We start from the raw sequence: 23,081 nt of genomic DNA, 5'->3' as shown, positions 1-23,081 counted from the left end.
CGGAATGGCACGATAACGAATAAACTGAACATAGAATGCTAACCGAGCGAGCGCTCAGTCGGTTGAAGAGGAGGTGCGAGATGACAGACGAATCGAAACCGATTCCTGCACGCGTGTCCGATCCGCAACTGGTCGAGCAACGGCGTCGTCAGATCGTTCAGGCGGCCGTTGACCTGTTTGTGGAGAAGGGGTTCCACAAGACGACGACTCGCGAAATCGCCAAGGCGAGCGGTCTTGGCATCGGAACGCTCTACGAATATGTGCATTCGAAAGAGGACGTGCTCTATCTGGTCTGTGCGTACATTCACGGTGAGATGAAGCGCCGGCTCGACGAAGTGCTACATGGTGCAGAGCAGGGCCGGGAATTGCTCGTGTTGTCGATTCGGCACTTTTTTGCCTGTGTGGACGAATTGCAAGATTACGTGTTGCTCATCTATCAGGAAACAAAGTCGCTGCCGGCGGCGCAATTGAAACTCGTACTGCGTCAAGAAACGGAGATCACCGAACTATTTGTTGACATCTTGGAGCGTGGGCGTGCAGACGGCTCGCTGATGCTTGCACCTGAAAGTGTAAAGCTTTTCGCGCACAATATTGTGGTTTTAGCCCAGATGTGGACGTTCCGCCGCTGGGCGTTGCACCGAGATTATTCGCTCGAACAATATACTGAGAAACAAACGTCTTTATTGCTTCAGGAGATCAGCCCATCGTCGATGTAACTGGGCTATGCGAAAGGGGAAATATGATACATGGAAACCACGATCTATCGTCCGAAACACAAGATTCGCTTTGTCACTTCCTCCGCACTTTTTGACGGTCATGACGCTTCGATCAACATCATGCGCCGCATTCTGCAATCCTCTGGTGCGGAAGTCATTCACCTTGGACATAACCGTTCCGCTGAAGAGATCGTCAACGCCGCTGTGCAAGAGGATGCACAAGGTATCGCGATCTCGTCCTATCAAGGCGGTCACGTTGAATTTTTCAAATACATGTACGATCTGCTTCAAGAGCGCGGTGCCTCGCACATCAAGATTTTTGGCGGCGGTGGCGGCGTCATCGTTCCGGAGGAGATTCGCGACTTGGAAAGCTACGGCATCGCCAAGATCTATTCGCCGGAAGACGGCCGCAAGATGGGTCTGCAAGGCATGATCAACCACATGCTGGAAACCGCAGACTTCCCGACTGTCAAGCAGGCTGAGGCAGAATTTGCCAAGCTGAAGGAAAAGAATACGCTTTCGATCGCGAAGCTGATCACCGTTGCAGAAGAAGCGGTCTACCAAAACGATGCGGATCATCAAAAGCTTCTGGCCGAGATTCGTGAGCAGGTGCAAGACAAGCCGGTCATCGGCATCACCGGCACCGGCGGCGCGGGTAAATCATCTTTGACCGATGAACTTGTGCGCAGATTCCTGAATGATTTTGAAGACAAGACGATCGCTATCCTCTCGGTCGATCCGTCCAAGCAAAAGACGGGCGGTGCACTGCTTGGCGACCGCATTCGCATGAACGCGATCAACAACTCGCGCGTCTACATGCGCTCGCTTGCGACTCGCGAGTCGCGTTCTGAGCTGTCGGCTGCGATCAAAGAAGCGATCGATGTGGTCAAGGTGGCTGGCTACGACCTGATCATCGTCGAAACATCAGGGATCGGCCAAGGCGATGCGGAGATCACCAAAGTCACCGACCTCTCCTTGTATGTGATGACCTCCGAGTTTGGCGCGCCGTCGCAGTTGGAGAAGATCGACATGCTCGATTTTGCTGACCTCGTGGCGATCAATAAGTTTGAGCGCAAAGGGTCGCAGGACGCGCTGCGCGATGTGAAGAAGCAGTATCAACGCAACCACAGCCTGTGGGAGCAAAGCGTAGACGGGATGCCGATCTACGGCACGATCGCCAGCCAGTTCAATGATCCTGGTACCAACGTCCTCTATCGTGCGCTGATCGACCAACTCAACGCGAAACTGGACCTCAATTGGGAGTCCCAAATGAATGTGACCGAAAGCATTTCCAAGAAAAATTACATCATCCCGCCGGAGCGGACTCAATACCTCGGGGAGATCGTAGGTTCGATTCGCGATTACAAGAAACTGATCGACGCGCAAGCTGCCATCGCGCGCAAGCTGTTCCAATTGAAAGGCGTGCGCGAACTGTTCGCAGGCCAAGACGAGATGCTGGCCGCCCTCGATGCGCAGATCGCCAACTTTGATGGACAGTTGCATCCGGAGGCGAAGCGACTGATCGAAAATTGGCCGAAGCTGAAAGAGCAATACTCGGCAGACCAATTCATCACCAAAATCCGCGACAAGGAGATCGTCACCGAGCTGTTCACCGAGTCGCTGTCTGGCACGAAGATTCCGAAAGTCGCGCTGCCGAAGTACGAAGATTGGGGCGACCTGCTGAAATGGCTGATGAACGAAAACGTGCCCGGTGAGTTCCCTTATACGGCAGGCGTGTTTCCGTTCAAGCGTGAAGGGGAAGATCCGAAGCGCCAGTTCGCAGGTGAAGGGACTCCGGAGCGCACCAACCGTCGCTTCCACTACCTGTCCAAAAATGATGATGCAAAACGCCTGTCTACCGCTTTCGACTCGGTGACCCTGTACGGCGAAGATCCGGACTACCGCCCGGACATCTATGGGAAAATCGGTGAATCGGGCGTGTCGATCTGTACGTTGGATGACATGAAAAAGCTGTATGCTGGCTTTGACCTTTGCGCACCGTCCACATCGGTGTCGATGACGATCAACGGTCCGGCCCCGATGATTCTCGCGATGTATATGAACACGGCGGTCGATCAGCAATTGGCCAAGTTTGAGGCGGACAATGGCCGCAAGCCGAGCGCTGAAGAGGCCGAAAAAATCCGCGCCTATACGCTATCTACAGTGCGCGGCACCGTACAGGCTGACATTCTGAAAGAAGACCAAGGGCAAAACACCTGTATCTTCTCGACCGAATTCGCCCTGCGCATGATGGGCGACATCCAGCAATATTTCATCGACAAAAAGGTGCGCAATTACTACTCGGTATCGATCTCCGGCTATCACATTGCAGAAGCGGGTGCCAACCCGATCTCCCAGTTGGCCTTCACGCTGGCCAACGCCTTCACCTATGTTGAATACTACTTGAGCCGCGGAATGAACATCGACGATTTTGCTCCGAACCTGTCGTTCTTCTTCTCAAACGGCATGGACCCGGAGTATACGGTGATCGGCCGCGTCGCACGCCGCATCTGGGCGACTGCGATCAAGAACAAATACGGCGGCAACGATCGCTCGCAAAAATTGAAATACCACGTGCAGACGTCCGGCCGTTCGCTGCATGCGCAAGAGATCGATTTCAACGACATTCGGACCACGCTGCAAGCGCTGTTGGCGTTGCAGGACAACTGTAACTCGCTGCATACGAACGCGTATGATGAAGCGATCACCACGCCGACCGAAGAATCGGTGCGCCGCGCGATGGCGATCCAGATGATCCTGACCAAAGAGTATGGCCTCTTGAAAAATGAGAACCCGGTGCAGGGCTCGTTTGTGGTCGAAGAGTTGACCGACCTCGTCGAGCAAGCGGTGCTGCAAGAGTTCCAGCGCATCTCCGACCGCGGTGGCGTGCTCGGCGCGATGGAGACGCAATACCAGCGCGGCAAGATCCAAGAGGAATCGATGTACTATGAACACAAAAAGCATGACGGTTCCTTGCCGATCATCGGGGTGAATACCTATCTCAACCCGAAAACGCAAGGAGACGACTTCGAAGCGCCGGAGATCGAACTTGCTCGTGCGACCAAAGAAGAAAAAGAGCTCCAAATCGCCAATCTGCGCTCGTTCCAAAGCGAGCATGCAGCAGAGGCCGGAGCAGCGATCCGCCGCCTGAAAGAAACGGCGATGAGCGGTGGCAACATCTTTGCAGAGCTGATGGAGACGGTCAAAGTCTGCTCGCTCGGCCAGATCACGCAAGCCCTGTATCAAGTGGGCGGACAATATCGCCGCAACATGTAGCACACGCAAAAAGCGACCTTCCGCCAGGAAGGTCGCTTTTTTGTAAAAGGTTTAAAGGGCGATGTGAAACATCGTCACGGCGATAAAGGAAAGGATGAAAATCACGATCGTCAGAGCAAACGAAATCAACAATTCGACTAACACTGGGCCCCAAAAGGCGACCGTGCCAGAAATGCCAAACACCTGTTTCAGCAAGTGCACGCGCAACAAGTACATGTAGATGACACCGATCAACACGAGCAGGATCGAGAAGAAGGTCGTGTTCAGCGGTGCGGCCAAGACGCTCATGACAACACTTGGATAGTACGTGTATGGATAATACTTTTTCAGCAGTCCCCATTTTGCTTTCCGTTCCTGTGGGTCGACAGGCAGGCGATCCGAGGCAAACATCAGCAGACCCAACCGCGAAGTGATCCCGAACAAAAAGCGTTGCAGTAAAAATTGCACTGGCGGTAGCAACAGCACAAACAGCCATTTGTAGATGCCAAATTGTTTTTCGAAAAACGGCTCAGAAGCAAAATAAAACGCCAAATTGACCATCATCAGCGCGGTGACGACATTGACCAGCCGACCTGCGAGATCCGAGTCTGGTTTTTGCAACAGTTTTTGGAGTGTTTCCTGAGGACGGAACATCAGTCCCCCGAGCAATGACAACAAGTCTGGTTCCTCCTATCTGTTTCTCTCTTAGGTCAGTATAACGTAAAAAAGAAAACCCGGCATCCTATGTCGGGTTTTCTTTTGCTGTTCGTTAACGCGCTTCGTACAAATCGAGCTCACGGTTGAGCTGTTCCACGAACAGTCCAGCATCGGTGACGATTCCGATCGTCTGCGTCGACCCGCGGTCGGCGAGCTTGGATACGACCGCTGGGTTGATGTCAACACAGATCGTCTTACAGGTGGCCGGAATCATGTTGGCCGTACCGATCGCATGGAGCATGGTCGAGATGATGACCACCATATCGGTGCCTTGAACCAGCTCAGAATAGCGGGCTTGAGCCGCGCAAAGATCCATCTCGGTGTCGGGCAGCGGACCGTCGTCGCGGATCGAACCGGCCAGCGAGAACGGAATCCCGTGTTTGACCAGTGTGTACATGATGCCGGTTTGAAGTTCACCCGCATGCACCGCATTGGCGATGGAACCGTGATAGCGCATCCGGTTGATCGCCTGCAGATGGTGGCGGTGACCGCCTGAGACGATGTCGGCCGTCTGCGTGTTGATGCCAAGCGAAGTGGAGTACAGCGCATTTTCGATGTCATGAGTAGCCAAGGCGTTCCCGGAGAGCACAGCTTGTACATATCCTTTTTCGATCAGGCCGCAAAACGGTGTCATGCCGCCCGTATGGATGACACCAGGGCCGGCAACAAAGACAATGCGGCCACCGCGGTCGCGAATCGCTTTCATGTCTTTCGCAATTTTGCGGATCAAGACTGGGTTCTGCCGTTCCGAGGAAACTTCGCCTTGCATGAAGCCGAACTCTTCTTCATTCTTGGTCGGCAGATCGAGGAAGGCGATGCGAATGCCGCCATGACCGACGACCACGTCCTCACCAGCCTTCACATCGCGCATCAGGTTACAGTAAGGCGTGTCTTTTTCGTCAAATGTGATCACACCATCCATGCGCAGACGGTTGACCGGAATCCATTGCCCGCTGCGGAAGATGAAGGTCGGTTTGTTGGAAGTGGAATGAAAATCATCGGGGACCACCCCGTCTTTCGGAGCGGCTTCCACTTTTAACTCGGTCGAATGCAGGCGCTTGCAACCTTGTTCGATGAACAAGGCCGACACTTCTTCTAAACGTTCAGGCGCTACATAGATAGAGAAGCGCATCGGCTTGGTGCCGTGCAATTCAAGATGTGCGTCTTCGCGGCCGGCAAGGTCTTCCAGGTCGAGCAGAGTCGGAGTATGTGCATGCAATTCAAATACTTCCTGTATGAACATTTGGAACATAACCTCCCTAGTCATTATGCTTCCTTTAAGTATACAATTTCCCACCATCATTTCATAGCGCTTACAATTTGAATTTAAGTCACGAAATGAAGAGGAAGGTAAACGACGAAACTTGTCGAATACCCTCACATAGTTATGATGAAGAATTGATCGAGGGTGATAGCAGATGCATATGACTGCAACGGGAGCTCTGCAACCGGGAGCGAGATTGGCCAAGCCGATCTACAGCAGCAATGGCAACGTGTTGCTTGCAGCCGGGAAAGAACTCAGCGAATCGATGATTCAACGGCTGCTCGACCTGAACGTGACACAAGTTTATATCGAGGACCCTCGAACGGACGATCTCGTGATCAAAGACGCGATCTCGGAGCAAACTCGCAGCCGTGCGATTAAAGTGGTGTACGAGACGTTTTCGCAGATGATCGAATCGCGAAAATGGGTGCGTTCGATCGCCAACCCACGGCTCGGTCGAGAGTTTCGCAGTGTGTTTGAAGACATTTTGTATGATTTGCAATCGCATCGGCAGGTCATGTTGCAACTGACCGGCATTTATACGACTGACAATTATCTCTACAGCCATTCGGTCAATGTCGGGATCTACTCGGCAGCTCTTGGCATGGCGATGGGTCTAAAGCGTGACCAACTGATCGATTTAGGGATCGGCGCGATCCTTCATGATATTGGCAAGACGATGATACCGATGGAAATTTTGTTAAAACCCAGCAAATTGACCGACGAAGAGTATGAGCTGATGAAGCAACATACTGTCTTTGGCTATGAGATTTTAAAAGAACATGATGATATTCCGTTGATCTCCGCGCATTGCGCCTTGCAGCACCATGAGCGGCTAGACGGTTCGGGCTATCCGCGTGCGCTGGAGGGCGATCGGATTCACCTGTACGGGCAGATCGTCGGCATCGCGGACGTATATGACGCGCTCACCTCTAACCGAGTCTATCGCAAAGCGTACCTGCCTCACGAAGCGCTGGAACTTCTCTTTGCCTCGGCCGGACAATTTGACAATGACCTGATCCGCAAGTTCCGCGACAATGTCGCTTTGTACCCGTTGGGGCTGACGGTGATGCTCAACACGGGCGAAACGGCGGTGGTGGTCGATATCAACACCAAGTTTCCACACCGCCCGATTCTGCGCGTGTTAAAAGATGCGGATGGCCATGAAGTGCGGTATCCGTACGAGGTCGATCTGTCACAAGATTTGACGCTGATGATCACCGATTGCGAGGAGATTTTGTAATCTTGATCACAAGCGGATCATGTCCGGTCGGGCGGATCAACGTAGCCTGCTCCTGCCCTTGCAGGAGCTTTTTTACTTCCTGAGCGGCACCGGCCCGCGCCATTTCGAACCACGCATATAACGGATTTTGCGTACCGTAATAGATGCGTTGGCGCACGCGGCGAAACGGCCAGAGCTCACAGCCTTCGACGAGCACCGATGAATCGGTCAGTTCCGTCTCATCGAGGCGCCATTCACCTCCGAGCAATCGAATCGTCGTCTCGCCCAGATAAGCACCTGCAGACAACACCAGCGTGTCATCAGGCGCTTGCCCCGGTTCGGTGATCATCGAAAGCATCCGATCGACTTCCTTGAGGCTTTCCTCGCTGTAATCGAGCACAAACGGCTCGCGAACCTGGCCGCGGAAAATCTCGGCAATATCTTGAAACAGAGTAGAAATATCGATCAGTCCTTTCCAGCCTTTGTCATGTAGTCTACCACAGAATCGCATGGAAACTCACCTTTACAAACGCGGGTGATATGGGTAAGTTAGAGGATAGAACTTGTCAGAGAAAGGATGCTCCCTTTGTTTAAACTGCGCGACAACCCCTATGTGCGCTACCCGTCCCCGTGGGATGCGTATGCGACACTGCCTTTTGCGGTGCCGATCTCGGAAGCTTTTTGCAAGACGAAGATCACGCCGAATCAAATCACTGTGCTGTCATTTCTCATCGCATTGTTTGCCGTGTGGTGTTTTGCCTTAGGTTCACCGTGGATGCTGGTGCTCGGTGGCCTGCTCTATCAGGTCTCCTACATTTTGGACTGCTGTGATGGCTATGTGGCACGCAAGACCAAGCAGTCTTCAAACTTTGGGTTTTGGCTCGACCATATTTTAGACGAATTGAAGCTCGCTTTACTCGTCTTGGCGCTCGTCTATGGTCAGCAGCGGCTCGGCAACCTCGATGGGTGGCTGCTCACCGCGTCGTGGGTGATGGCCGGATTGTATGTCTACACCAGAGCTTTTGCCAAAGGCGACCTGTTGATCAAAGAGACGATCGAGCGAAACACAGCTGCCAATGCAGCGGCTCCAGTTGCGGCAAGCGATGCACTTGCTGAGCCGATCATCATCAATGGAATGGTGATGACACCCTTTCAAGCCCGTCTGTATCGAAAATTTATGATCGTCACTCCCTTTTCGGTCATCGAAAGCCAAGCGATCATCTTCTGTCTGCTGCCGATTGTGCAGTTGCCAATCTTCGGCCTGTTCATCACCTTGGTGATCACCGTGCTTTGGCACCTGCTCTTCGATGTCTACCGCTATTGGAAACGAGCAGGTTGGCGTTAACGATCTAGGAACCCCCTTTGCGCTCGCAAAGGGGGTTTTGCTGTCATAAAGGGGAAGGTAGGCAACTACTGTTAGGTATGGAGTGGTAATGCCGAAAGGGGGAAACGACTGTGGAACCTCTTCACCTCGATGATGAAACGCTGCTGAGCGCCCATGATCCTGCCGACATGTTTGGGGCGATTTATCGATTGCCAGAGCAGATCGAAGAAGCGGTAAGCAAGATGGAGTACTCGATCGCTCAGTTCAAAGCATCGCTGGTGCGGACGATCGTCATCACTGGGCTAGGCGGATCGGCGGTCGGAGGTGACATGCTGCGAAGCTATGCGGCCGACAAGTGTCCAGTGCCGATTTTCGTCAATCGAGGCTATACCTTGCCTTCCTATGTGGGAAAAGACACGTTGGTGATCGCCGTCTCGTACTCAGGCAATACGGAGGAGACGCTGTCCGCCTACGCCGACGCAAAACGGCGCGGGGCACAGGTCGTCGCTGTCACTTCGGGTGGCATTTTGAAAAAGCAGGCTTGGGCAGACGGATATGTTGTTGTGACTGTACCGGGCGGTTTGCAGCCGCGGGCGGCGGCAGGGTATCTGTTCATTCCACAAATGTTGCTCTTGCAAAAAGCGGGCCTGTTGCCCGACTGTGGCGAGGAGATCACCGAGACGGTGCGCGTGCTGTATGAAATGCGCCTGCGGTTGGCGCCTCAGGTGAAGTCGGAGCACAATCTCGCCAAACGGATCGCATCGCGCCTGTTTGGGAAAATCCCGCTGATCCACGGTGCGACCGGGCTGACCGAAACGATCGCATACCGATGGAAGACACAGCTCAATGAAAATGCGCAGACTGTTGCATTTGCGCACAGTTATCCGGAACTCAATCACAACGAGATCGTAGGCTTTGACGTACCGCTAGAACTGATCGAAAAGATCGAGATCATCACGTTGACCTCCAATCACAATCATCCGCGCGTGCAAAAGCGGATCGAGATCACCATGGGCGAAGTGCTGGCCAACACAGCATGTGGGCGCTACGAACTGCCCGCGCAAGGAGCAAGCGAGCTGGCGCAGATGTTCTCTTTACTCTATGTCGGGGATTACGTATCGGCGTATCTTGCGGTGCTGTATGGGCTGGACCCAACGCCGGTCGATAAAATCGTACAGCTGAAGAATCGCTTAGCAGACTAATTTGTAAGCAAAATGATCGATCGACAGGATGAAGGCTCCGTGCGCAACGGAGCTTTTTTCATGCGTTTTTTCATGGTATGCCTTGAGCGAGTTGCCAATCGAGACGTAGCCGGATCACGTAGGGACGGCGGCGTAAGGGCTTGCTCACGGCGAACAGCAGAGGCTGGGAGATGCAGTCACCGACCCGCCGATTGCATGAGAAACCTCGCTGCAACAAACCCTATCTGTGATCATGCAGTGCAAGGGGTTGACGTCGATCGTCTAAAGGTGTTGGCAAAGCGTCGCGCTGTTCGTGTATTCCCGCTGTTGGCGAAACCATTCGATACTGAACAAACAGTGTAGAAAGAGGTGTTCACGATGCGTTTGAGCAAATGGGTAGCACTGGCGCTTTCGATCGCAGTTTCGACAACCTCGTTATCCGCCTGCGGAATGTTGCGGACACCCTATGAGCGGCAAAAAATTCAGGAGATGGGTGGCTCAGTCAAAAAGAAGAATGAGGCGGAAGCGGCAGGTGCTGATTCGGGAGGTGGGTCGGCTGGCGGTGAAGGCGGCGGCAAAGAGAAAAAGGAAAGTCCGAAGATCCTGAAGGAGAAAAAAGAAGGCGAGAAAAAACCTGGCCAAGCGGAAAGCGTCGGTCAGCGCAAGGAGCGACAAAAGGGGCAGGGCTTGATCTACATCTTGCCACATGAAGCCAAACAGCAAATCCGCTCCGATCTTGAACAGGCGAAGCAAGCTGGAATGCGCAAGAGCGAACAGCCAAAAGTACAGTCACAAGCACAGCCACAAGCGAAGACTGCGCAGAAATCGAAGGAGCAAGCTCCACAGCTTCACGAGCAAGCGGAGATGTCGGCCGCAGTCTCGAAGTTGGAAGGGGTGGACAAGGCGACCGTGTTGGTCGATGCGAAGCATCATGCATATGTAGCGCTGAGCGAAGACCAAAAAGTGAAAGCCAAAATGGTCAAGGCACCGCATGAAGCGAACAAAAAGCTGAATGTGAAGACAGAAGGCGACATTCCCCAGCCGGTGCAGGAACGGATTGCGGCCAAGCTGAGAGCGCTCGATCCGAAGATCAAGACGGTGCACATCACCAACCATGTTGAGCATGTGCAAAGCTTTCAGCACTACGCGGACGAACTGACCAAAGGTAAGATCGAACCGAGCACTCATGCGCTGGACGATCACCTGCAAGACATCTGGAAATAAAATAATAAAGTATGTAAAAGTTCGGATCACAAGCGAGTATTGTAGCGCTCGCACCAACAGATCGGAATCAAAAAAGGTCGTGTCTTTGCGGACACGATCCTTTTTCGCAAGCTCAATATTCGGTTGCTTCTGTGTACGGCAGATCGGGATAGCCTTGAGAGGTCAAATTGCGCATCGCCCGATCGACCATTGTCACAGGCAAGTCGAGTTGGTTGGCAACCTCGACCACCGAGTCGATCCTGTGTCCTTGCTGCAGCTGTTGGAGGACATACGTCTCGATGTTCCTCTGCATGGCGCGTTGATCCATGTGCGGGCCTCCCCTCAGAGATGGTGTACCTCTGTAGGGTGCCCGTTTGGTTTGCATTTCATCAACGACGAACCGTAAAACTGAACGAGAAGAGTGTTCGCTTCGGGTGTGAGGTGCAGATGCTCAGCGAAAAAATGTGCGAAAAAACCACCGTCCCGCAGAGGACCGTGGTTTACTTGTTTTCTTGATCGGGATTGACAACGTCCCGCATGCCAGCCTTAAATTCACGCAAGCTTTTGCCAATCGAGCGCCCGACTTCCGGTAGCTTTTTCGGGCCAAACACGATCACAGCGAGCACCAAGATCAAAATCATCCCAGGCACTCCGATGTTAGCAAGCATGGCGGCTCACCTCCACAAGCAGATTTGCTGGTAGCTTGTGTGATTAAGCCTCTGGATATGCATAACGCTGGACCAATGTGGCAAATTCGGAGGCGGCTCGCGACTGAAAACGCCCTGCGCGCTCCAGCAAGGACAGATGGCGACTGTAGTGAAAGCTTTCCAATTTCAAACGGACCAAGGAGCCGAACTTCATCTCGCGCCGGACGCACCATTTTGATAAGATCGCCAGCCCCATCCCTGCTTCCACCGCTTCTTTGATCCCTTGCGTGCTGCCAATGGTGATCACCTTGCGCGGCACAACGCCGATCTTTTGCAAAAACTCCTCCGCCACGGCTCGCGTGCCGGAACCTTCTTCGCGCAGGATGAACGCTTGCCCTTCCAAATCGCCAGCCTGTATGTTCTCAGCGCTTCCGAGCGGATGGCTGGGCGGCGCCAACAGCACCACTTCGTCATCCAAATAGGGTGTGAGCGTCAGATGGCGATGTTGCAGCCGACCTTCGACCACGCCGACATCGATGCGATAGTCGAGCATCAGTTCACCGATCTCTTCCGTATTGGCGATCAACAGGTTCAATTCCACTTCCGGAAAGCGTTGGGTGTACTCGGCGAGCACCTGCGGCAAAATATACTCACCGATCGTAAATGTCGCACCGATCGTCAACTTCCCGGTCACTCGCCCCATCAGGTCGTCGAGCGCTCCTTTGGAAAGGGCGGCGAGATCGAGAATCTGTTTGGCGTAGGGAAGCAGCGTTTCGCCTGCTGTCGTCAGTTCGACGCGTTTGCTGGTGCGCTCAAACAGCTTGGTGCCATAGTATTCTTCTAATGTATGAATCTGTTGCGAAATCGCCGGCTGTGTCAGCCGCAACGCTTCGGCGGCGCGGGAGAAACTTTTTTTCTCAGCGACGGTCGCAAAGACCTGTAAATGCGTGTTGATCACAAAAAGGCCCCCTTTGGTCCTCTGTACCTATTGTACCAGAGATTACGTGGCGCGATGAATCTTCTCTTGCGCAAACTAGCTCTGCAAGAACAGGAGAAGGAGGAGAAGAGACCGTGAAACGATGGATAAAAAGAACTGTGGCCGCCATGGTGCTGGCTTCAACTCTCGTCCTGCCGTCAACCACTCAGCTTGCCGAGGCGGAAGCGGCCGTCTCTTACACCGTTCAGCCAGGTGACAGCGTCTGGAAGATCGCGGTGAAATACCAGATTGGGGTGTCTGACATCGTCAACGCCAACAATCTGAAAAACCCGAGCCTGATCTATCCCGGTCAAAAGCTGATCATCCCGCAGCTTGACGCCAAAGTGGTACAATTCCAAAATCGTGTCGTGCAACTGACCAACGCCGAGCGGGCCAAAATCGGGTTGCGCCCCTTGAAAATGAACTGGGAGTTGCAACGCTGTGCCCGCGTCAAATCGGAGGACATGCGCAACCGCAACTATTTTGCACACAACTCCCCGTCCTATGGCTCACCGTTTAGCATGATGAAAAGCTTTGGCATCAACTACACGACAGCGGGCGAAAATATCGCGGCCGGGCAGCAGACACCCGAATCGGTGGTCGCCTCGTGGATGAAGAGCGAGGGGCACCGCGCCAACATCCTCAAAGCCGAATATGCTGAGATCGGCTGCGGCGTGGCGTTTGGCGGTTCCTACGGCGTGTATTGGACCCAGCAGTTTATCAAACGCTGAGTTATCCAAACGAGCAAAAGCCAGCGGGTCACTCCCCGTCTGGCTTTTGCTGTGCTATACTCGTAAACACAAAAGTTGCGTAGTGGAGAGGAGTCATACCCGCAATGTCAATCGAAACGGAAGTGAAATTTCGCACCGAACAAGCGGCGTGGCAGCAGATCAAAGAGGAGTTTGGCCATACATACCAACTCGACCACATCGAGGAGCAGACCAACCAATACTACAACACGACCGATGGAGAACTGGATCGCTTGAAGATTGGTCTGCGCCTGCGTCAGGTCAAAGGCCGCTCGATCGTCAACATCAAGCGAGACACGAAAGAGTCGCACAAACGTGTCGAGATCGAAGAGACCTACGAAGGAACGCTCGACACGCTGCCGAAAGACAGTCCGATCCTCAACGACCTGCTTCAGGAAATCGACCGCACCTATGAGGAAGTCGTACCCCATGTCGCGATGCGCACCAAACGCTACGTCTACCTGATCGAAGAGCAGACGGTAAAGATCGAAGTCTGCTTCGACGAGGTGCTGATCACCGGAAATGGACGCGATTATCCGCTCTATGAGATTGAATTCGAACTGGTCAGCGGGGAAGAGAACCGCCTGTTGCAACTGACCGATGCGTTTCGTGTACAACATGGCAGCCGCGTCGAACAAAGTTCCGTTTCCAAGCTCGCCTACGCATTGCATCTCGTGCGCGAATAACGAGTTGTAGCTCCTGTTGAATCTGATCAAGCGTGGCGGCGAGGTTTGCATCTGAAGAATGATCGTCCCATCAAATACCAAAAAGCGTCCCGGCATGAGCTGGGACGCTTTATATTTCCAGAGTGTGATAAGCGAGATTCGGGAACAATCTTGATACAGCCTTACAGCAACAGGGCTCGACAGCATTTGACAATGAGGTTGCTGTTTCCTCAAGCCCGCTAGATTATACCACATCCTTAGAATGTTTTGCAATTGTCAGACAATACAGTTCATAAAAAAGTAACAAATCTCATTGACGAATGTCACAAATTTGCTAGAATTAGAGTCAAGTATGTGAAATTCGACACAATTAGGGTGGGGAATCATGGCGAAGAAAGTAGTAATTTTAGGAGCCGGCTACGCTGGTCTCGTCTGTGCACTTGAACTGAACAAGTTGACGACGGCACAAGAAGTAGAGATTATCCTTGTCAATAAACATGACTATCATCAATTGGTCACCCAACTGCATGAACCGGCAGTTGGTGCGAAAGAACAGAAGGACGTTACGGTCTCGATCAACTCGATCCTCGGTGCGAAGAAGATCAAGTTCGTTCAAGACGTCGTGGTTTCCATCGACAAAGCTGCGCAAGAAGTAACGCTTGAACACAACAAACTGTCCTACGACTACCTCGTTGTCGCGCTTGGTTCGGAAACGGAGTATTTCGGAATCCCGGGCTTGAAAGAATACAGCTTTACTTTGAAATCGGTCAACCAAGCGAACCGCATTCGCGAACACATCGAGGACTGCTTGAAATCGTACAACCAAGACAAGAAAGACAGCAAACTGACTTTCGTTGTCGGCGGTGCAGGATTTACTGGCATCGAGCTGGTTGGCGAACTGGCTGACATGTTGCCGAAACTGGCAGCGCAGTACAACGTGCCAAAAGACAAGATCAAGCTGATCAACGTCGAAGCAGCTCCGATGATTTTGCCGGGTTTTGACGAAGAGCTGGTCGCGATCGCGAAGAAAAGCTTGGAAGCTCGCGGCGTCAAGTTCATCATCGGCACACCGGTCGTTCAAGTCGAGCCTGGCGTGGTACACCTCAAAACGGGTGATACCATCTCCAGCGACACGATGATCTGGACTGGCGGTGTGCGCGGTATTCCGGTGGTTGCCGAATCTGGTTTCCAAACCGAACCGCGCGGTCGTGCAAAAGTGGACGAGTACATGCGTGCACTGGACGAAAAGAACGTTTGGATCATCGGCGATTCCTGCTTCGTGCTGGCACCGAATGGCCGTCCGTATCCGCCGACCGCTCAGATCTCGACGCAAATGGGCGAGAATGCGGCAGTCAATATCTACTCGAGCATGAAGCACATCAAGCTCGAGAAGTTCAATCCGGTACTGCTCGGCGCGGTTGCATCGCTTGGCCGCAAAGAGGCGATCGGTTCCCTCGGCAAGAAGATGAAAGCGACCGGCTGGTTGGCCTATCGCGTGAAAGACGCATCGAAATATCGTTACTTGGCAAAAATCGGCGCACTGCTCAAGTCGTAAGCACAAAACATAGAGCTCTTCCTTCGGGAAGGGCTTTCTTTTCGAAGGAGGCGGATTGGCATGGGCCAACAAGGCGGCAAGAAAATGAACGTCTATAAAACGGATAATTGGAACCAAATGAACATCCACCAACACGGACGCCGTTATGTGGTATCCGAAATCTCTTCGGTCGAAGGCGAACTCACCTACGATTTCGAATCCCGTCAAGAGATGCAGCGGTGGGCAGAACAACGCTTTTCTGCATCCAACTTTGACGGTACTGAGGAAGAGCGCGCCGAGATCCTCGGCAAGTTCAAACGCGTGTAACCCTGAAAATCCGCAGCCGCACAGTGTCCCTGCTCTGGCTCGTATCATACTCTGTTAGTACAAGGATGATATGACCTGATGAAAGGGTGAATCCAATGTCTTTCGTTCTCACTGGTTGGATGATGTACACAATGTGGGCCGTGCTAGGATTGATGTCTCTCGATTTGTTGATGGGCGTCTACAAAAGCCTGAAGAGCAATTCATTCTCTCTTGATCAACTGTCTGGTTTCCTCGGCGGTATCCTAACCTGGGTCTTCCCGATGCTGTTGCTCGTCAATCTGAACGCGACCGATCTCGATCCGACTGGTGGTTGGATCTTGTCGGTGCTGTACTATCTGACAGGAATTGGCGTGATCTGGAAGCTCTTGAAGAATCTCAAAGGGAAAATGTGAACATCTGTAGCAAATCATGAAGCACTTTGTCCGATTGGGCAAGGTGCTTTTTACATAGGAAAAACTGTAAAATAAGACTTTAGTCCCATGAGAAAGCTGGTCAAGCGGTGTAGACTGGATAGTATAAATAAAATAGATAATCTTTTCTGACAACTGACTGACTGCTTTTCCGGTCATCGTGTGACCGAACCCTGACTACGAGTGCTTGCGACAGGGATGTCCTAGGCGTACTCGAACTAGGAGGTTGTGTCTATGTTTCAGTGTCCTGCGTGTGGAGAATTGATGGAGATCTTGACAAACAACCACTGTCTAAGAGCTCACGGCATGACCAAGAAGGAACTGATTGACAACTTCGGGGCGCCTAAATATGTGACCCCCACGATGAGTCGGGAAGTACAAAACTGGATTAAAGAATCCACCATCATCTCAAAAGTAGACTTCGATGTGGCACAGGCGGCGGCACGCAACATGGTTCGACGCTCCTAAGCCAGCCGCTTACATAGATCCCTTTGCACCCCTTTGAGAGAGTTGTGTGCGAGGGATTTTTGCATTGGAATACATTTCCGAGTACTATGAGAACATATTCAGTAATATAAGTATGCCTGAAGGCTCGGAATACGAAAGGATGAACAGCCCAATGAATCAGTTTCAAACCCGTGAGGAACGTGGCATCTATGTTCATGTTTTGCCAACCGACAAGTTCCGGATGAACACGATTGTGGCGACCTTTACCCAAGAATTGCGCGAGGAGACGGCGACGCCATTGGCCGTGCTTCCCTATCTGTTAAATCGTGGCTCTGAACGATATCCGACACCCGAGAAGCTCCAACTTGCGCTTGACGAACTGTATGGCGCCTCGTTGTCTGCTATCATCGACAAAAAAGGGGAGCGCCAAGTGGTCGATTTTTCGATGAACGTCCCCAATGAAAAATTTCTCAAACAAGGCGAAGGTCTGTTCAAAAAGGCGCTCGGCATCCTCTCCGATGTGATGCTCCGTCCGCGATTGGAAGACGGCGCTTTCCTGCCTGAGTATGTGCAGGCGGAGAAAGAACAGCACAAAAAACGGTTGGCAGCCGTAATTGATGACAAGATCGTCTACGCAGGTGAGCGATGCATCCAAGAGATGACCAAAGGGGAACCTTTCGCGATTCCGCGACTGGGTTATGAGGAACGCATCGATGAGATCACCCCGCAATCGCTTTATGCGGTCTACCAAGAGTTGTTGAAAACGGCACCGATCCACATCTATGTGATCGGAGACGTGGAGATCGACCAAGTGGTTCAAGATATTTTTAGCGTTTTCAACATGGAGCGCGACCCGCAGTTGCATTTTCAAGCTGTGCAGGTTCAGCATGAAACGCATGAGGTCAAAGAGGTGGTCGAACGCCTGGCCATCAACCAAGGCAAGCTGAACATCGGTGTATGGAGCAACGTGGCTTGGGAGTCGGATGATTATGCGGCCATGCATGTCTGCAACGGCGTGCTCGGTGCTTTCCCGCACTCCAAACTGTTCGTCAACGTCCGCGAGAAGCACTCGTTGGCCTATTACTGCATGTCTCGACTCGAGGGTCACAAAGGCATCATCAGCGTCTATGCCGGCGTGGAATTTGACAAGATTGACCAAGCGGTGGATATCATCCGTGAGCAATTTGAAACGATCAAAAAAGGCGACATCAGCGCTGAGGAGATGGAGTTCACGATCTCTGCTTTGATCAACGCCTACAAGACGGCGATGGATACCCCGACGTCGTTCGCCGATTTTCACTTAAACGGCCTGATCGCTGGTCGCGTGCGCACGCGCGAGGAAATGATCGAAGCGTTCCAAAAAGTCACCGTCGAAGATGTCGTCCGCGTGGCGCAAGGCCTGCAATTTGACACGATCTATACGCTTCGCAATGAGGAGGGGAACCACGGTGCGTGAAATTCGCAATGAACAACTGAAACTGAGCGCTTTCCACGATCAACTAGACAACGGGCTAAACGTATACGTGATCCCGCGGGAAGGATTCAAGCAAACTTACGCGATGTTCTCCACAAAATACGGTTCGATCGACCGTGAGTTTGTTGTGCCCGGTGCCGACGAACCGACGATCGTTCCGGACGGCATCGCTCATTTCTTGGAGCACAAGATGTTCGAACAGGAGAGCGGTGAAGACGTGTTTAAAACGTTCGCCCGCTATGGCGCGATGTCAAATGCGTTCACTTCGTTTGATACGACCGCCTATCTGTTCTCTTCGACCGATTTCCTGGATGAGAACCTGACCACGCTGCTCAACTACGTGCAGGAGCCCTACTTCACCGAGGAGAACGTCGAAAAGGAGAAAGGGATCATCGAGCAGGAGATTCGCATGTATGATGACGATCCCGCTTGGCGCGTTTATTTCAATCTGATCGAAGGGATGTATCAGGTGCATCCGATCGCCATCGACATTGCCGGAACGGTGGATACGATTCAGCAGATCGACAAGGATACCCTGTACAAGTGTTACAACACGTTCTACCATCCGAGCAACATGTCGGTGGTCGTGGTGGGGGATGTTGACCCGGTGCACATTCATGCGCTGATTCGTGACAACCAGGCGGCAAAAGATTTCAAACGCCAGCCGGAGATCGAGCGCATTATCCAAAATGAGCCGACCCCTGTTCGCCGTGCGCGCCACGAAGAAAAAATGCTGATCTCGATGCCTTCTATGCAATTTGGTTTCAAAGACATGAGCCGTGTGTCTGGCAAAGAGATGATCATCAACGAGTATGCGACTTCGATCGGTCTGGAAGCGCTGATCGGGAGAAGCTCGCCGCTCTTTAACCGCATGTACGAGGAGGGCATCATCGACAAACGCTTTAGCTGGTCCTATGATGTAACTCCGCGCTTTGCCCACTCCATCTTCGGCGGTAATACGAAAGATCCGGATCGCGTGTTGGCGGTGGTCGAAGCGGCATTTGCCGAAGCGACAGAACATGGCGTTTCGGAGGAGGACTTCAATCGGGCCCGTTGCAAGATGGTCGGTCAAATGGTGGCGGCGCTCGATTCGGCGCGTGCCCTCGCCCGTTATTTTACGAGCTATACGTTCCGCGATGCGGATTTCTTCGACATCATTGGCGTGATGGAAAGCTTGACGTTGGAGCAGGTCAACCAGCGTCTACGTGAACATCTCGATCCAGAGATGCGGACCGTCTCGATCGTTTTGCCAAAATAAAAAGAAATATGAAGAAAATGGTACCAGCATGCAGGGATTTTGCCCTGTTGCTGGTATTTTTATTTTTAATAGATGATTATAAAATAAAAGAAGGGGGCTGTGCTGTGAAAGAGCCTTCATTGTTTCACAATCGCAATTTCACGCTGCTGTACTTGGGTCAACTCGTTTCCCTGTTTGGCGATTGGTTCCGAGGCGTGGTGATGATTGTCATTCTATACGAACTGCACCCGTCGGCCGCTACAGTTGGCGGCATGTTTATCGCCACGATCCTGCCCACGCTGTTTGGCAGTATTTTTGTCGGACCTTTTGTGGATCGCTGGAACAAAAAGCGAATCATGATCTGGAGCAACCTGTTGCGCTTCGTGTTGACGCTGATGATCGTGTACGGGGTCTATCTTCAGAACATCTGGCTGATCTATGCGCTGATCGTCGCCTCAAGCCTCGTCTCTGCCGCTTTCCAGCCTGCGCGCACGGCGATGGTGCCGGAGATCGTCGAAGAAAAGCAGATCATCAAAGCAACTTCCTCCTTTGCGATCCTCAATTCGATCACGATGGTTGTTGCAAGCGCGCTCGGCGGTTTTGTGGCCGACTGGGTCGGCCCTTATCCGATCATGTATTTTGATGCATTTTCCTATCTCTTTGCGGCCGTCTGTATCGTCTTGATGCGCTATCACCCCCAGCCAACAGAGGTCAAAGTCCGCCCGCCGTACTGGCAGCAAGTCAGAGAAGGGTACGACTATGTCCGCGCCACCCCGCAGTTGGTCGCTGTATTTTGGATCACAGCTGCGCGTGACTTTGTGCTCGGGTATGTCTACATCCTCTTTGCGATCTTCATTCTCGAAGTGGTGCAGACGGGTAACACGGGCATGGGCATCGGCTATTCGATGACGGCGGTCGCTTATCTGATCGGCGCATGGCTGATCAAGTGGTATTTTAAGAAAAAACCGTTTGACGAGAGCGCCTTTTTCAAGATCTTCTTCCCTTGCCATATCATCTACGGGGTCGGACTCGGTGTGATGTTCTCCATGACGGGCTGGTATTGGTTCTTGGTCGCCCTCGTCGTAACCTATATCTTCTCGCAAGGTGTGAACATCATTGCCGAAACGTCGCTGATGACCTACTCGAGAGCTGACAACCGCGGTCGTGTCGTCGCGTCCTGGCTGACCGCTTCGCGCCTCGCCTATGCGATCTCGCTCCCGTTATTCTCGGTGATCGGCGTCTATATTCCGACGCACATCGGTGGCTACATTCTGACTGGAGTCTGTGTGATCTCCGCACTCCTTGTCTCCCCGTGGTTGAAAGCGGCGCTAGGTGACAGAGCAAAAGAAAAATCGACAATGCATGCCTAAAGAACCCTTGTCATGACAAGGGTTCTTCTTTTTGGGGGCCTGTCACAATTTGTAGATAAATATTTAATTTATAATTTATATTGAAAACAATAAAATGAAAGATTATAATATTTATGTGATCAATATTCATTTATATTTTTAGGAGGTGAAAGACATGTCTTGGATCATCCACGAACGTAACTGGATCATTATCGAGAACTAGAGAGTCGTTCAGAAATGAACTGCTGCTGGAGCAAGGAGAGGGAATTTTTTCCTCTCCTTGCTATTCTGATACGAGGGGTATGCTCATAGAGTTCATTTATAGAAGATGTGATGAGAAAAGACGAGGAGGCCATGAACATGTCCGATTCTGGAGCAAAAGAGCTCCCCTTTCACGCGTTGCCTAAGATGTGGGTGTACCTCTACCCCTATCTGAAGCGTTCTGATCTTTCGGTGGAGCATGTGCGTCAATTTTTACAAACGCCAGCACCTCAACGTGGCAAGAAGACGCTGTACATGCACATTCCATTCTGTGATACGATCTGCACGTTTTGCCCGTTTGTCCGTTCGACCAACTATCAGGATAAATTGCAGCCGTATGTGGATGCGTTGATCAAAGAGCTGAAGCTCATCGCCTCTACCCCGCGCATTCAAGGAGTAGCGCTCGATGCAATCTTCGTCGGCGGCGGAACGCCTTCCGTGCTTTCGGCAGAGCAGATCCACATGATCGGTGAGACGGTCCACAGCCACTTCAAACTGAAAAACGGTTTCGAATGGACGTTTGAAGTGGAAGCGAAAAGCGCGACAGAAGACAAATTGAAGGCGATGCACGAACAGGGTGTTAATCGCATCTCGTTTGGTGTTCAGACTTTCGACCCGAAGTTCCGCAAAATGTTCAATTTGACAGCATCGCACGATGAGATCAAACGCACGCGGGAGCTGGCAGGTAAGTATTTCAAAGGATTTAACATGGACTTGCTCTACCAATTGCCAGGTCAGACATGGGAAGAGATTCAGGCAGATCTGCAACATGCGCTTGAACTGAATACCACCTCGATTGATGCGTATCCGCTCGACTACACGATCACCTCCAAAGGGTTCCTGCAGTCGATCAAAAATGAACGCATTCCCAAGCCGCCGAACGCGTATGAAAAGGTGGCTCAGCAGGAGGCGGTGACCCAATTCCTCGTTGAGCACGGCTACAAGCAGGAGTTCATCTATACCTTTATTCGCCAAGATGCCGAACACAAACGGTTCATGTTCGGTGAGACGTTGTACGGTCACTACGAAGATGAGTGTATCGGGGCAGGACTTTCCGCTTTTTCCTACCAAGCGGGCATGGTCTATCGCAATTTTGACACGGTGGAAAACTATCTCCGTGCGGTCGAAGAAAACGGGCTGTCTGTCGAGATCGTCAACGACTACCATGCACGTGAGAAAGGCTTGATCTACTTCCCCAAACGGATGTCGATCGATCTTGATGACATCGACCGTCATGAGTTGGATGCCCGCTACTATGAATTGCTCGACCAGTTCGAAGCAAAAGGTTTGATCAAACGAGAAGGTAACCGGCTCTTGCTGACTCGCGAAGGCCAGCCGTGGTATATGAACATGATGATTGAAATGTTGCCGGAGCGCACCCGCGAAGTGCATGACCGGATCTCCTCCCAGTTGAACGAGCGTGCAGACTTCACGTTTGATGATGAATTGATCGTGTTTACCTAATCAGGAACAGACACGGAACCCGGACTGACTACCAGTCCGGGTTTTCTGATTGTGAAGAGAGGAAGGGATTTATGTTATTTAATAAAATATTTTCCGGTTAATAATTCAACTGACGTGTGATAATTTGTTTTAGCCTTAAATACATATCTAACGTAAGCAAAACGAGGGGGTGTACGGGATGATCAAAGAATGGCTCACTGTCGTTGAAGCGTAATGGTGTGTGACAGTCCCACCGTTGGTGGCGGTGAAGTAAATAGCTCTCAACCGATCATGGGCAAAACGAGGGGGTGTACGGGATGATCAAAGAATGGCTCACTGTCGTTGAAGCGTAGTGGTGTGTGACAGTTCCACGGTTGGTGGCGGTGAAGTAAATAACTCTCAACCGATCATGTGCAAAACGAGGGGGTGTACGTAATGATCAAAGAATGGCTCTCTGTAGGCACATCTGATGTGGAATTTTAATCGTCCCACCGCAGGCGAAACGAGAGGGGGTGTACGGCATGATCAAAGAATGGATCCCTGTAGTTGAACTGTAGTGGTGTATGACAATCCTGACTCATCTCGTGAAAGGGGGGACACAAGATGAAAAATTGGCTTCCTATCGGAGATACGAAAGGTTTCTAAGCGCTGCCGCATCGTTCATGAGGAACGTGAAAAGA

The 23,081-nt window shown here is 52.0% G+C and carries 22 protein-coding genes; 16 read left to right on the top strand and 6 right to left on the bottom strand.

The window, feature by feature from the left end:
* Positions 1-80 precede the first annotated feature (80 nt).
* Both CIG75_RS16085 and icmF read left to right on the top strand, forming a co-directional pair.
* Positions 81-716, top strand: coding sequence for a TetR/AcrR family transcriptional regulator (locus CIG75_RS16085; protein ID WP_094237548.1), 636 nt, complete (start codon positions 81-83; stop codon positions 714-716).
* Positions 717-746: 30 nt separating this feature from the next.
* Positions 747-3,992, top strand: a complete 3,246-nt coding sequence (icmF, locus tag CIG75_RS16080) for a fused isobutyryl-CoA mutase/GTPase IcmF (protein ID WP_094237547.1) — start codon at positions 747-749, stop codon at positions 3,990-3,992.
* Between the two features lie 51 nt (positions 3,993-4,043).
* Here icmF and CIG75_RS16075 read toward each other — a convergent pair whose 3' ends face one another.
* Both CIG75_RS16075 and CIG75_RS16070 read right to left on the bottom strand, forming a co-directional pair.
* Positions 4,044-4,649 (bottom strand): hypothetical protein, encoded by a 606-nt coding sequence (locus CIG75_RS16075; RefSeq protein ID WP_094237546.1) that lies wholly within the window; start codon positions 4,647-4,649, stop codon positions 4,044-4,046.
* Positions 4,650-4,740: 91 nt separating this feature from the next.
* Positions 4,741-5,931, bottom strand: coding sequence for an ornithine cyclodeaminase, nickel-pincer nucleotide-dependent (locus CIG75_RS16070; RefSeq protein WP_157729598.1), 1,191 nt, complete (start codon positions 5,929-5,931; stop codon positions 4,741-4,743).
* 175 nt (positions 5,932-6,106) lie between these two features.
* Between CIG75_RS16070 and CIG75_RS16065 the strand changes: the two genes are divergently transcribed.
* Positions 6,107-7,195: an HD-GYP domain-containing protein gene (locus CIG75_RS16065; protein ID WP_094237544.1), complete on the top strand. Its 1,089-nt coding sequence runs from the start codon at positions 6,107-6,109 to the stop codon at positions 7,193-7,195.
* Here the strand turns inward: CIG75_RS16065 and CIG75_RS16060 are convergent.
* Positions 7,170-7,685 (bottom strand): hypothetical protein, encoded by a 516-nt coding sequence (locus CIG75_RS16060; RefSeq protein ID WP_094237543.1) that lies wholly within the window; start codon positions 7,683-7,685, stop codon positions 7,170-7,172. The two genes, CIG75_RS16065 and CIG75_RS16060, sit on opposite strands and share 26 nt — an antisense overlap.
* 75 nt (positions 7,686-7,760) lie before the next feature.
* Here CIG75_RS16060 and CIG75_RS16055 point away from each other — a divergent pair, with 75 nt between their 5' ends.
* The 3 genes from CIG75_RS16055 (at position 7,761) to CIG75_RS16045 (ending at position 10,903) form a co-directional block, all read left to right on the top strand.
* The gene (locus CIG75_RS16055) at positions 7,761-8,519 is read left to right on the top strand and encodes a CDP-alcohol phosphatidyltransferase family protein (RefSeq protein WP_157729597.1); all 759 of its coding nucleotides are present in this window, start codon (positions 7,761-7,763) and stop codon (positions 8,517-8,519) included.
* 110 nt (positions 8,520-8,629) lie between these two features.
* On the top strand, positions 8,630-9,700 hold the full coding sequence (locus CIG75_RS16050) for a bifunctional phosphoglucose/phosphomannose isomerase (RefSeq protein ID WP_227874261.1): 1,071 nt from the start codon (positions 8,630-8,632) through the stop codon (positions 9,698-9,700).
* Positions 9,701-10,057: 357 nt separating this feature from the next.
* A complete protein-coding gene (locus CIG75_RS16045; protein ID WP_094237541.1) occupies positions 10,058-10,903 on the top strand; it encodes a YhcN/YlaJ family sporulation lipoprotein in 846 nt (281 codons plus the stop codon).
* Between the two features lie 112 nt (positions 10,904-11,015).
* Here the strand turns inward: CIG75_RS16045 and CIG75_RS16040 are convergent, their stop codons facing one another.
* The 3 genes from CIG75_RS16040 to CIG75_RS16030 form a co-directional block, all read right to left on the bottom strand.
* Positions 11,016-11,210 (bottom strand): hypothetical protein, encoded by a 195-nt coding sequence (locus tag CIG75_RS16040; RefSeq protein ID WP_094237540.1) that lies wholly within the window; start codon positions 11,208-11,210, stop codon positions 11,016-11,018.
* A 172-nt stretch (positions 11,211-11,382) separates the two neighbouring features.
* Positions 11,383-11,550: a twin-arginine translocase TatA/TatE family subunit gene (locus tag CIG75_RS16035; protein ID WP_094237539.1), complete on the bottom strand. Its 168-nt coding sequence runs from the start codon at positions 11,548-11,550 to the stop codon at positions 11,383-11,385.
* Positions 11,551-11,593: 43 nt separating this feature from the next.
* Positions 11,594-12,487, bottom strand: a complete 894-nt coding sequence (locus tag CIG75_RS16030) for a LysR family transcriptional regulator (RefSeq protein WP_094237538.1) — start codon at positions 12,485-12,487, stop codon at positions 11,594-11,596.
* Between the two features lie 113 nt (positions 12,488-12,600).
* On the opposite strand from CIG75_RS16030, the gene CIG75_RS16025 reads away from it, so the two are divergent.
* The 10 genes from CIG75_RS16025 to CIG75_RS15980 all read left to right on the top strand — a co-directional run bounded on the left by CIG75_RS16025 (position 12,601) and on the right by CIG75_RS15980 (position 22,422).
* A complete protein-coding gene (locus CIG75_RS16025; RefSeq protein WP_407701265.1) occupies positions 12,601-13,236 on the top strand; it encodes a CAP domain-containing protein in 636 nt (211 codons plus the stop codon).
* 104 nt (positions 13,237-13,340) lie between these two features.
* Entirely contained in the window at positions 13,341-13,940 is a 600-nt protein-coding gene (locus tag CIG75_RS16020) for a CYTH domain-containing protein (protein WP_094237537.1), read from the top strand.
* Between the two features lie 364 nt (positions 13,941-14,304).
* Entirely contained in the window at positions 14,305-15,474 is a 1,170-nt protein-coding gene (locus CIG75_RS16015; protein WP_094237536.1) for an NAD(P)/FAD-dependent oxidoreductase, read from the top strand.
* 60 nt (positions 15,475-15,534) lie between these two features.
* Complete coding sequence (locus CIG75_RS16010) at positions 15,535-15,780, top strand: hypothetical protein (protein WP_094237535.1); 246 nt, start codon at positions 15,535-15,537, stop codon at positions 15,778-15,780.
* Between the two features lie 95 nt (positions 15,781-15,875).
* Complete coding sequence (locus tag CIG75_RS16005; RefSeq protein ID WP_094237534.1) at positions 15,876-16,172, top strand: hypothetical protein; 297 nt, start codon at positions 15,876-15,878, stop codon at positions 16,170-16,172.
* A 252-nt stretch (positions 16,173-16,424) separates the two neighbouring features.
* Positions 16,425-16,658, top strand: coding sequence for a hypothetical protein (locus tag CIG75_RS16000; RefSeq protein WP_094237533.1), 234 nt, complete (start codon positions 16,425-16,427; stop codon positions 16,656-16,658).
* Positions 16,659-16,809: 151 nt separating this feature from the next.
* Positions 16,810-18,093 carry an EF-P 5-aminopentanol modification-associated protein YfmF gene (gene yfmF / locus CIG75_RS15995; protein WP_157729596.1) on the top strand — a complete coding sequence of 428 codons (1,284 nt, stop codon included), beginning with the start codon at positions 16,810-16,812 and terminating at the stop codon, positions 18,091-18,093.
* Positions 18,086-19,369: an EF-P 5-aminopentanol modification-associated protein YfmH gene (gene yfmH / locus CIG75_RS15990; RefSeq protein WP_227874260.1), complete on the top strand. Its 1,284-nt coding sequence runs from the start codon at positions 18,086-18,088 to the stop codon at positions 19,367-19,369. The genes yfmF and yfmH overlap by 8 nt, the downstream gene beginning before the upstream one ends.
* A 104-nt stretch (positions 19,370-19,473) precedes the next feature.
* Entirely contained in the window at positions 19,474-20,718 is a 1,245-nt protein-coding gene (locus tag CIG75_RS15985; protein ID WP_157729595.1) for an MFS transporter, read from the top strand.
* 339 nt (positions 20,719-21,057) lie between these two features.
* Positions 21,058-22,422 carry a coproporphyrinogen-III oxidase family protein gene (locus CIG75_RS15980; protein WP_157729594.1) on the top strand — a complete coding sequence of 455 codons (1,365 nt, stop codon included), beginning with the start codon at positions 21,058-21,060 and terminating at the stop codon, positions 22,420-22,422.
* Positions 22,423-23,081: the final 659 nt, after the last annotated feature.

It is taken from the genome of Tumebacillus algifaecis (assembly GCF_002243515.1).
GTDB lineage: Bacteria > Bacillota > Bacilli > Tumebacillales > Tumebacillaceae > Tumebacillus_A > Tumebacillus_A algifaecis.
The sequence above is the reverse complement of the archived record's forward strand: the minus strand, read 5'-3'. Positions and strand labels throughout refer to the sequence as shown.

What these genes read in the sequence shown, in the direction of transcription:
- CIG75_RS16085 (WP_094237548.1), top strand. Translation starts at nt 81, where the DNA reads ATGACAGACGAATCGAAACCGATTCCTGCACGCGTGTCCGATCCGCAA.
- icmF (WP_094237547.1), top strand. Translation starts at nt 747, where the DNA reads ATGGAAACCACGATCTATCGTCCGAAACACAAGATTCGCTTTGTCACT.
- CIG75_RS16070 (WP_157729598.1), bottom strand. Translation starts at nt 5,931, where the DNA reads ATGTTCATACAGGAAGTATTTGAATTGCATGCACATACTCCGACTCTG.
- CIG75_RS16065 (WP_094237544.1), top strand. Translation starts at nt 6,107, where the DNA reads ATGCATATGACTGCAACGGGAGCTCTGCAACCGGGAGCGAGATTGGCC.
- CIG75_RS16060 (WP_094237543.1), bottom strand. Translation starts at nt 7,685, where the DNA reads ATGCGATTCTGTGGTAGACTACATGACAAAGGCTGGAAAGGACTGATC.
- CIG75_RS16045 (WP_094237541.1), top strand. Translation starts at nt 10,058, where the DNA reads ATGCGTTTGAGCAAATGGGTAGCACTGGCGCTTTCGATCGCAGTTTCG.
- CIG75_RS16040 (WP_094237540.1), bottom strand. Translation starts at nt 11,210, where the DNA reads ATGGATCAACGCGCCATGCAGAGGAACATCGAGACGTATGTCCTCCAA.
- CIG75_RS16035 (WP_094237539.1), bottom strand. Translation starts at nt 11,550, where the DNA reads ATGCTTGCTAACATCGGAGTGCCTGGGATGATTTTGATCTTGGTGCTC.
- CIG75_RS16020 (WP_094237537.1), top strand. Translation starts at nt 13,341, where the DNA reads ATGTCAATCGAAACGGAAGTGAAATTTCGCACCGAACAAGCGGCGTGG.
- CIG75_RS16015 (WP_094237536.1), top strand. Translation starts at nt 14,305, where the DNA reads ATGGCGAAGAAAGTAGTAATTTTAGGAGCCGGCTACGCTGGTCTCGTC.
- CIG75_RS16010 (WP_094237535.1), top strand. Translation starts at nt 15,535, where the DNA reads ATGGGCCAACAAGGCGGCAAGAAAATGAACGTCTATAAAACGGATAAT.
- CIG75_RS16005 (WP_094237534.1), top strand. Translation starts at nt 15,876, where the DNA reads ATGTCTTTCGTTCTCACTGGTTGGATGATGTACACAATGTGGGCCGTG.
- CIG75_RS16000 (WP_094237533.1), top strand. Translation starts at nt 16,425, where the DNA reads ATGTTTCAGTGTCCTGCGTGTGGAGAATTGATGGAGATCTTGACAAAC.
- yfmF (WP_157729596.1), top strand. Translation starts at nt 16,810, where the DNA reads ATGAATCAGTTTCAAACCCGTGAGGAACGTGGCATCTATGTTCATGTT.
- CIG75_RS15980 (WP_157729594.1), top strand. Translation starts at nt 21,058, where the DNA reads ATGTCCGATTCTGGAGCAAAAGAGCTCCCCTTTCACGCGTTGCCTAAG.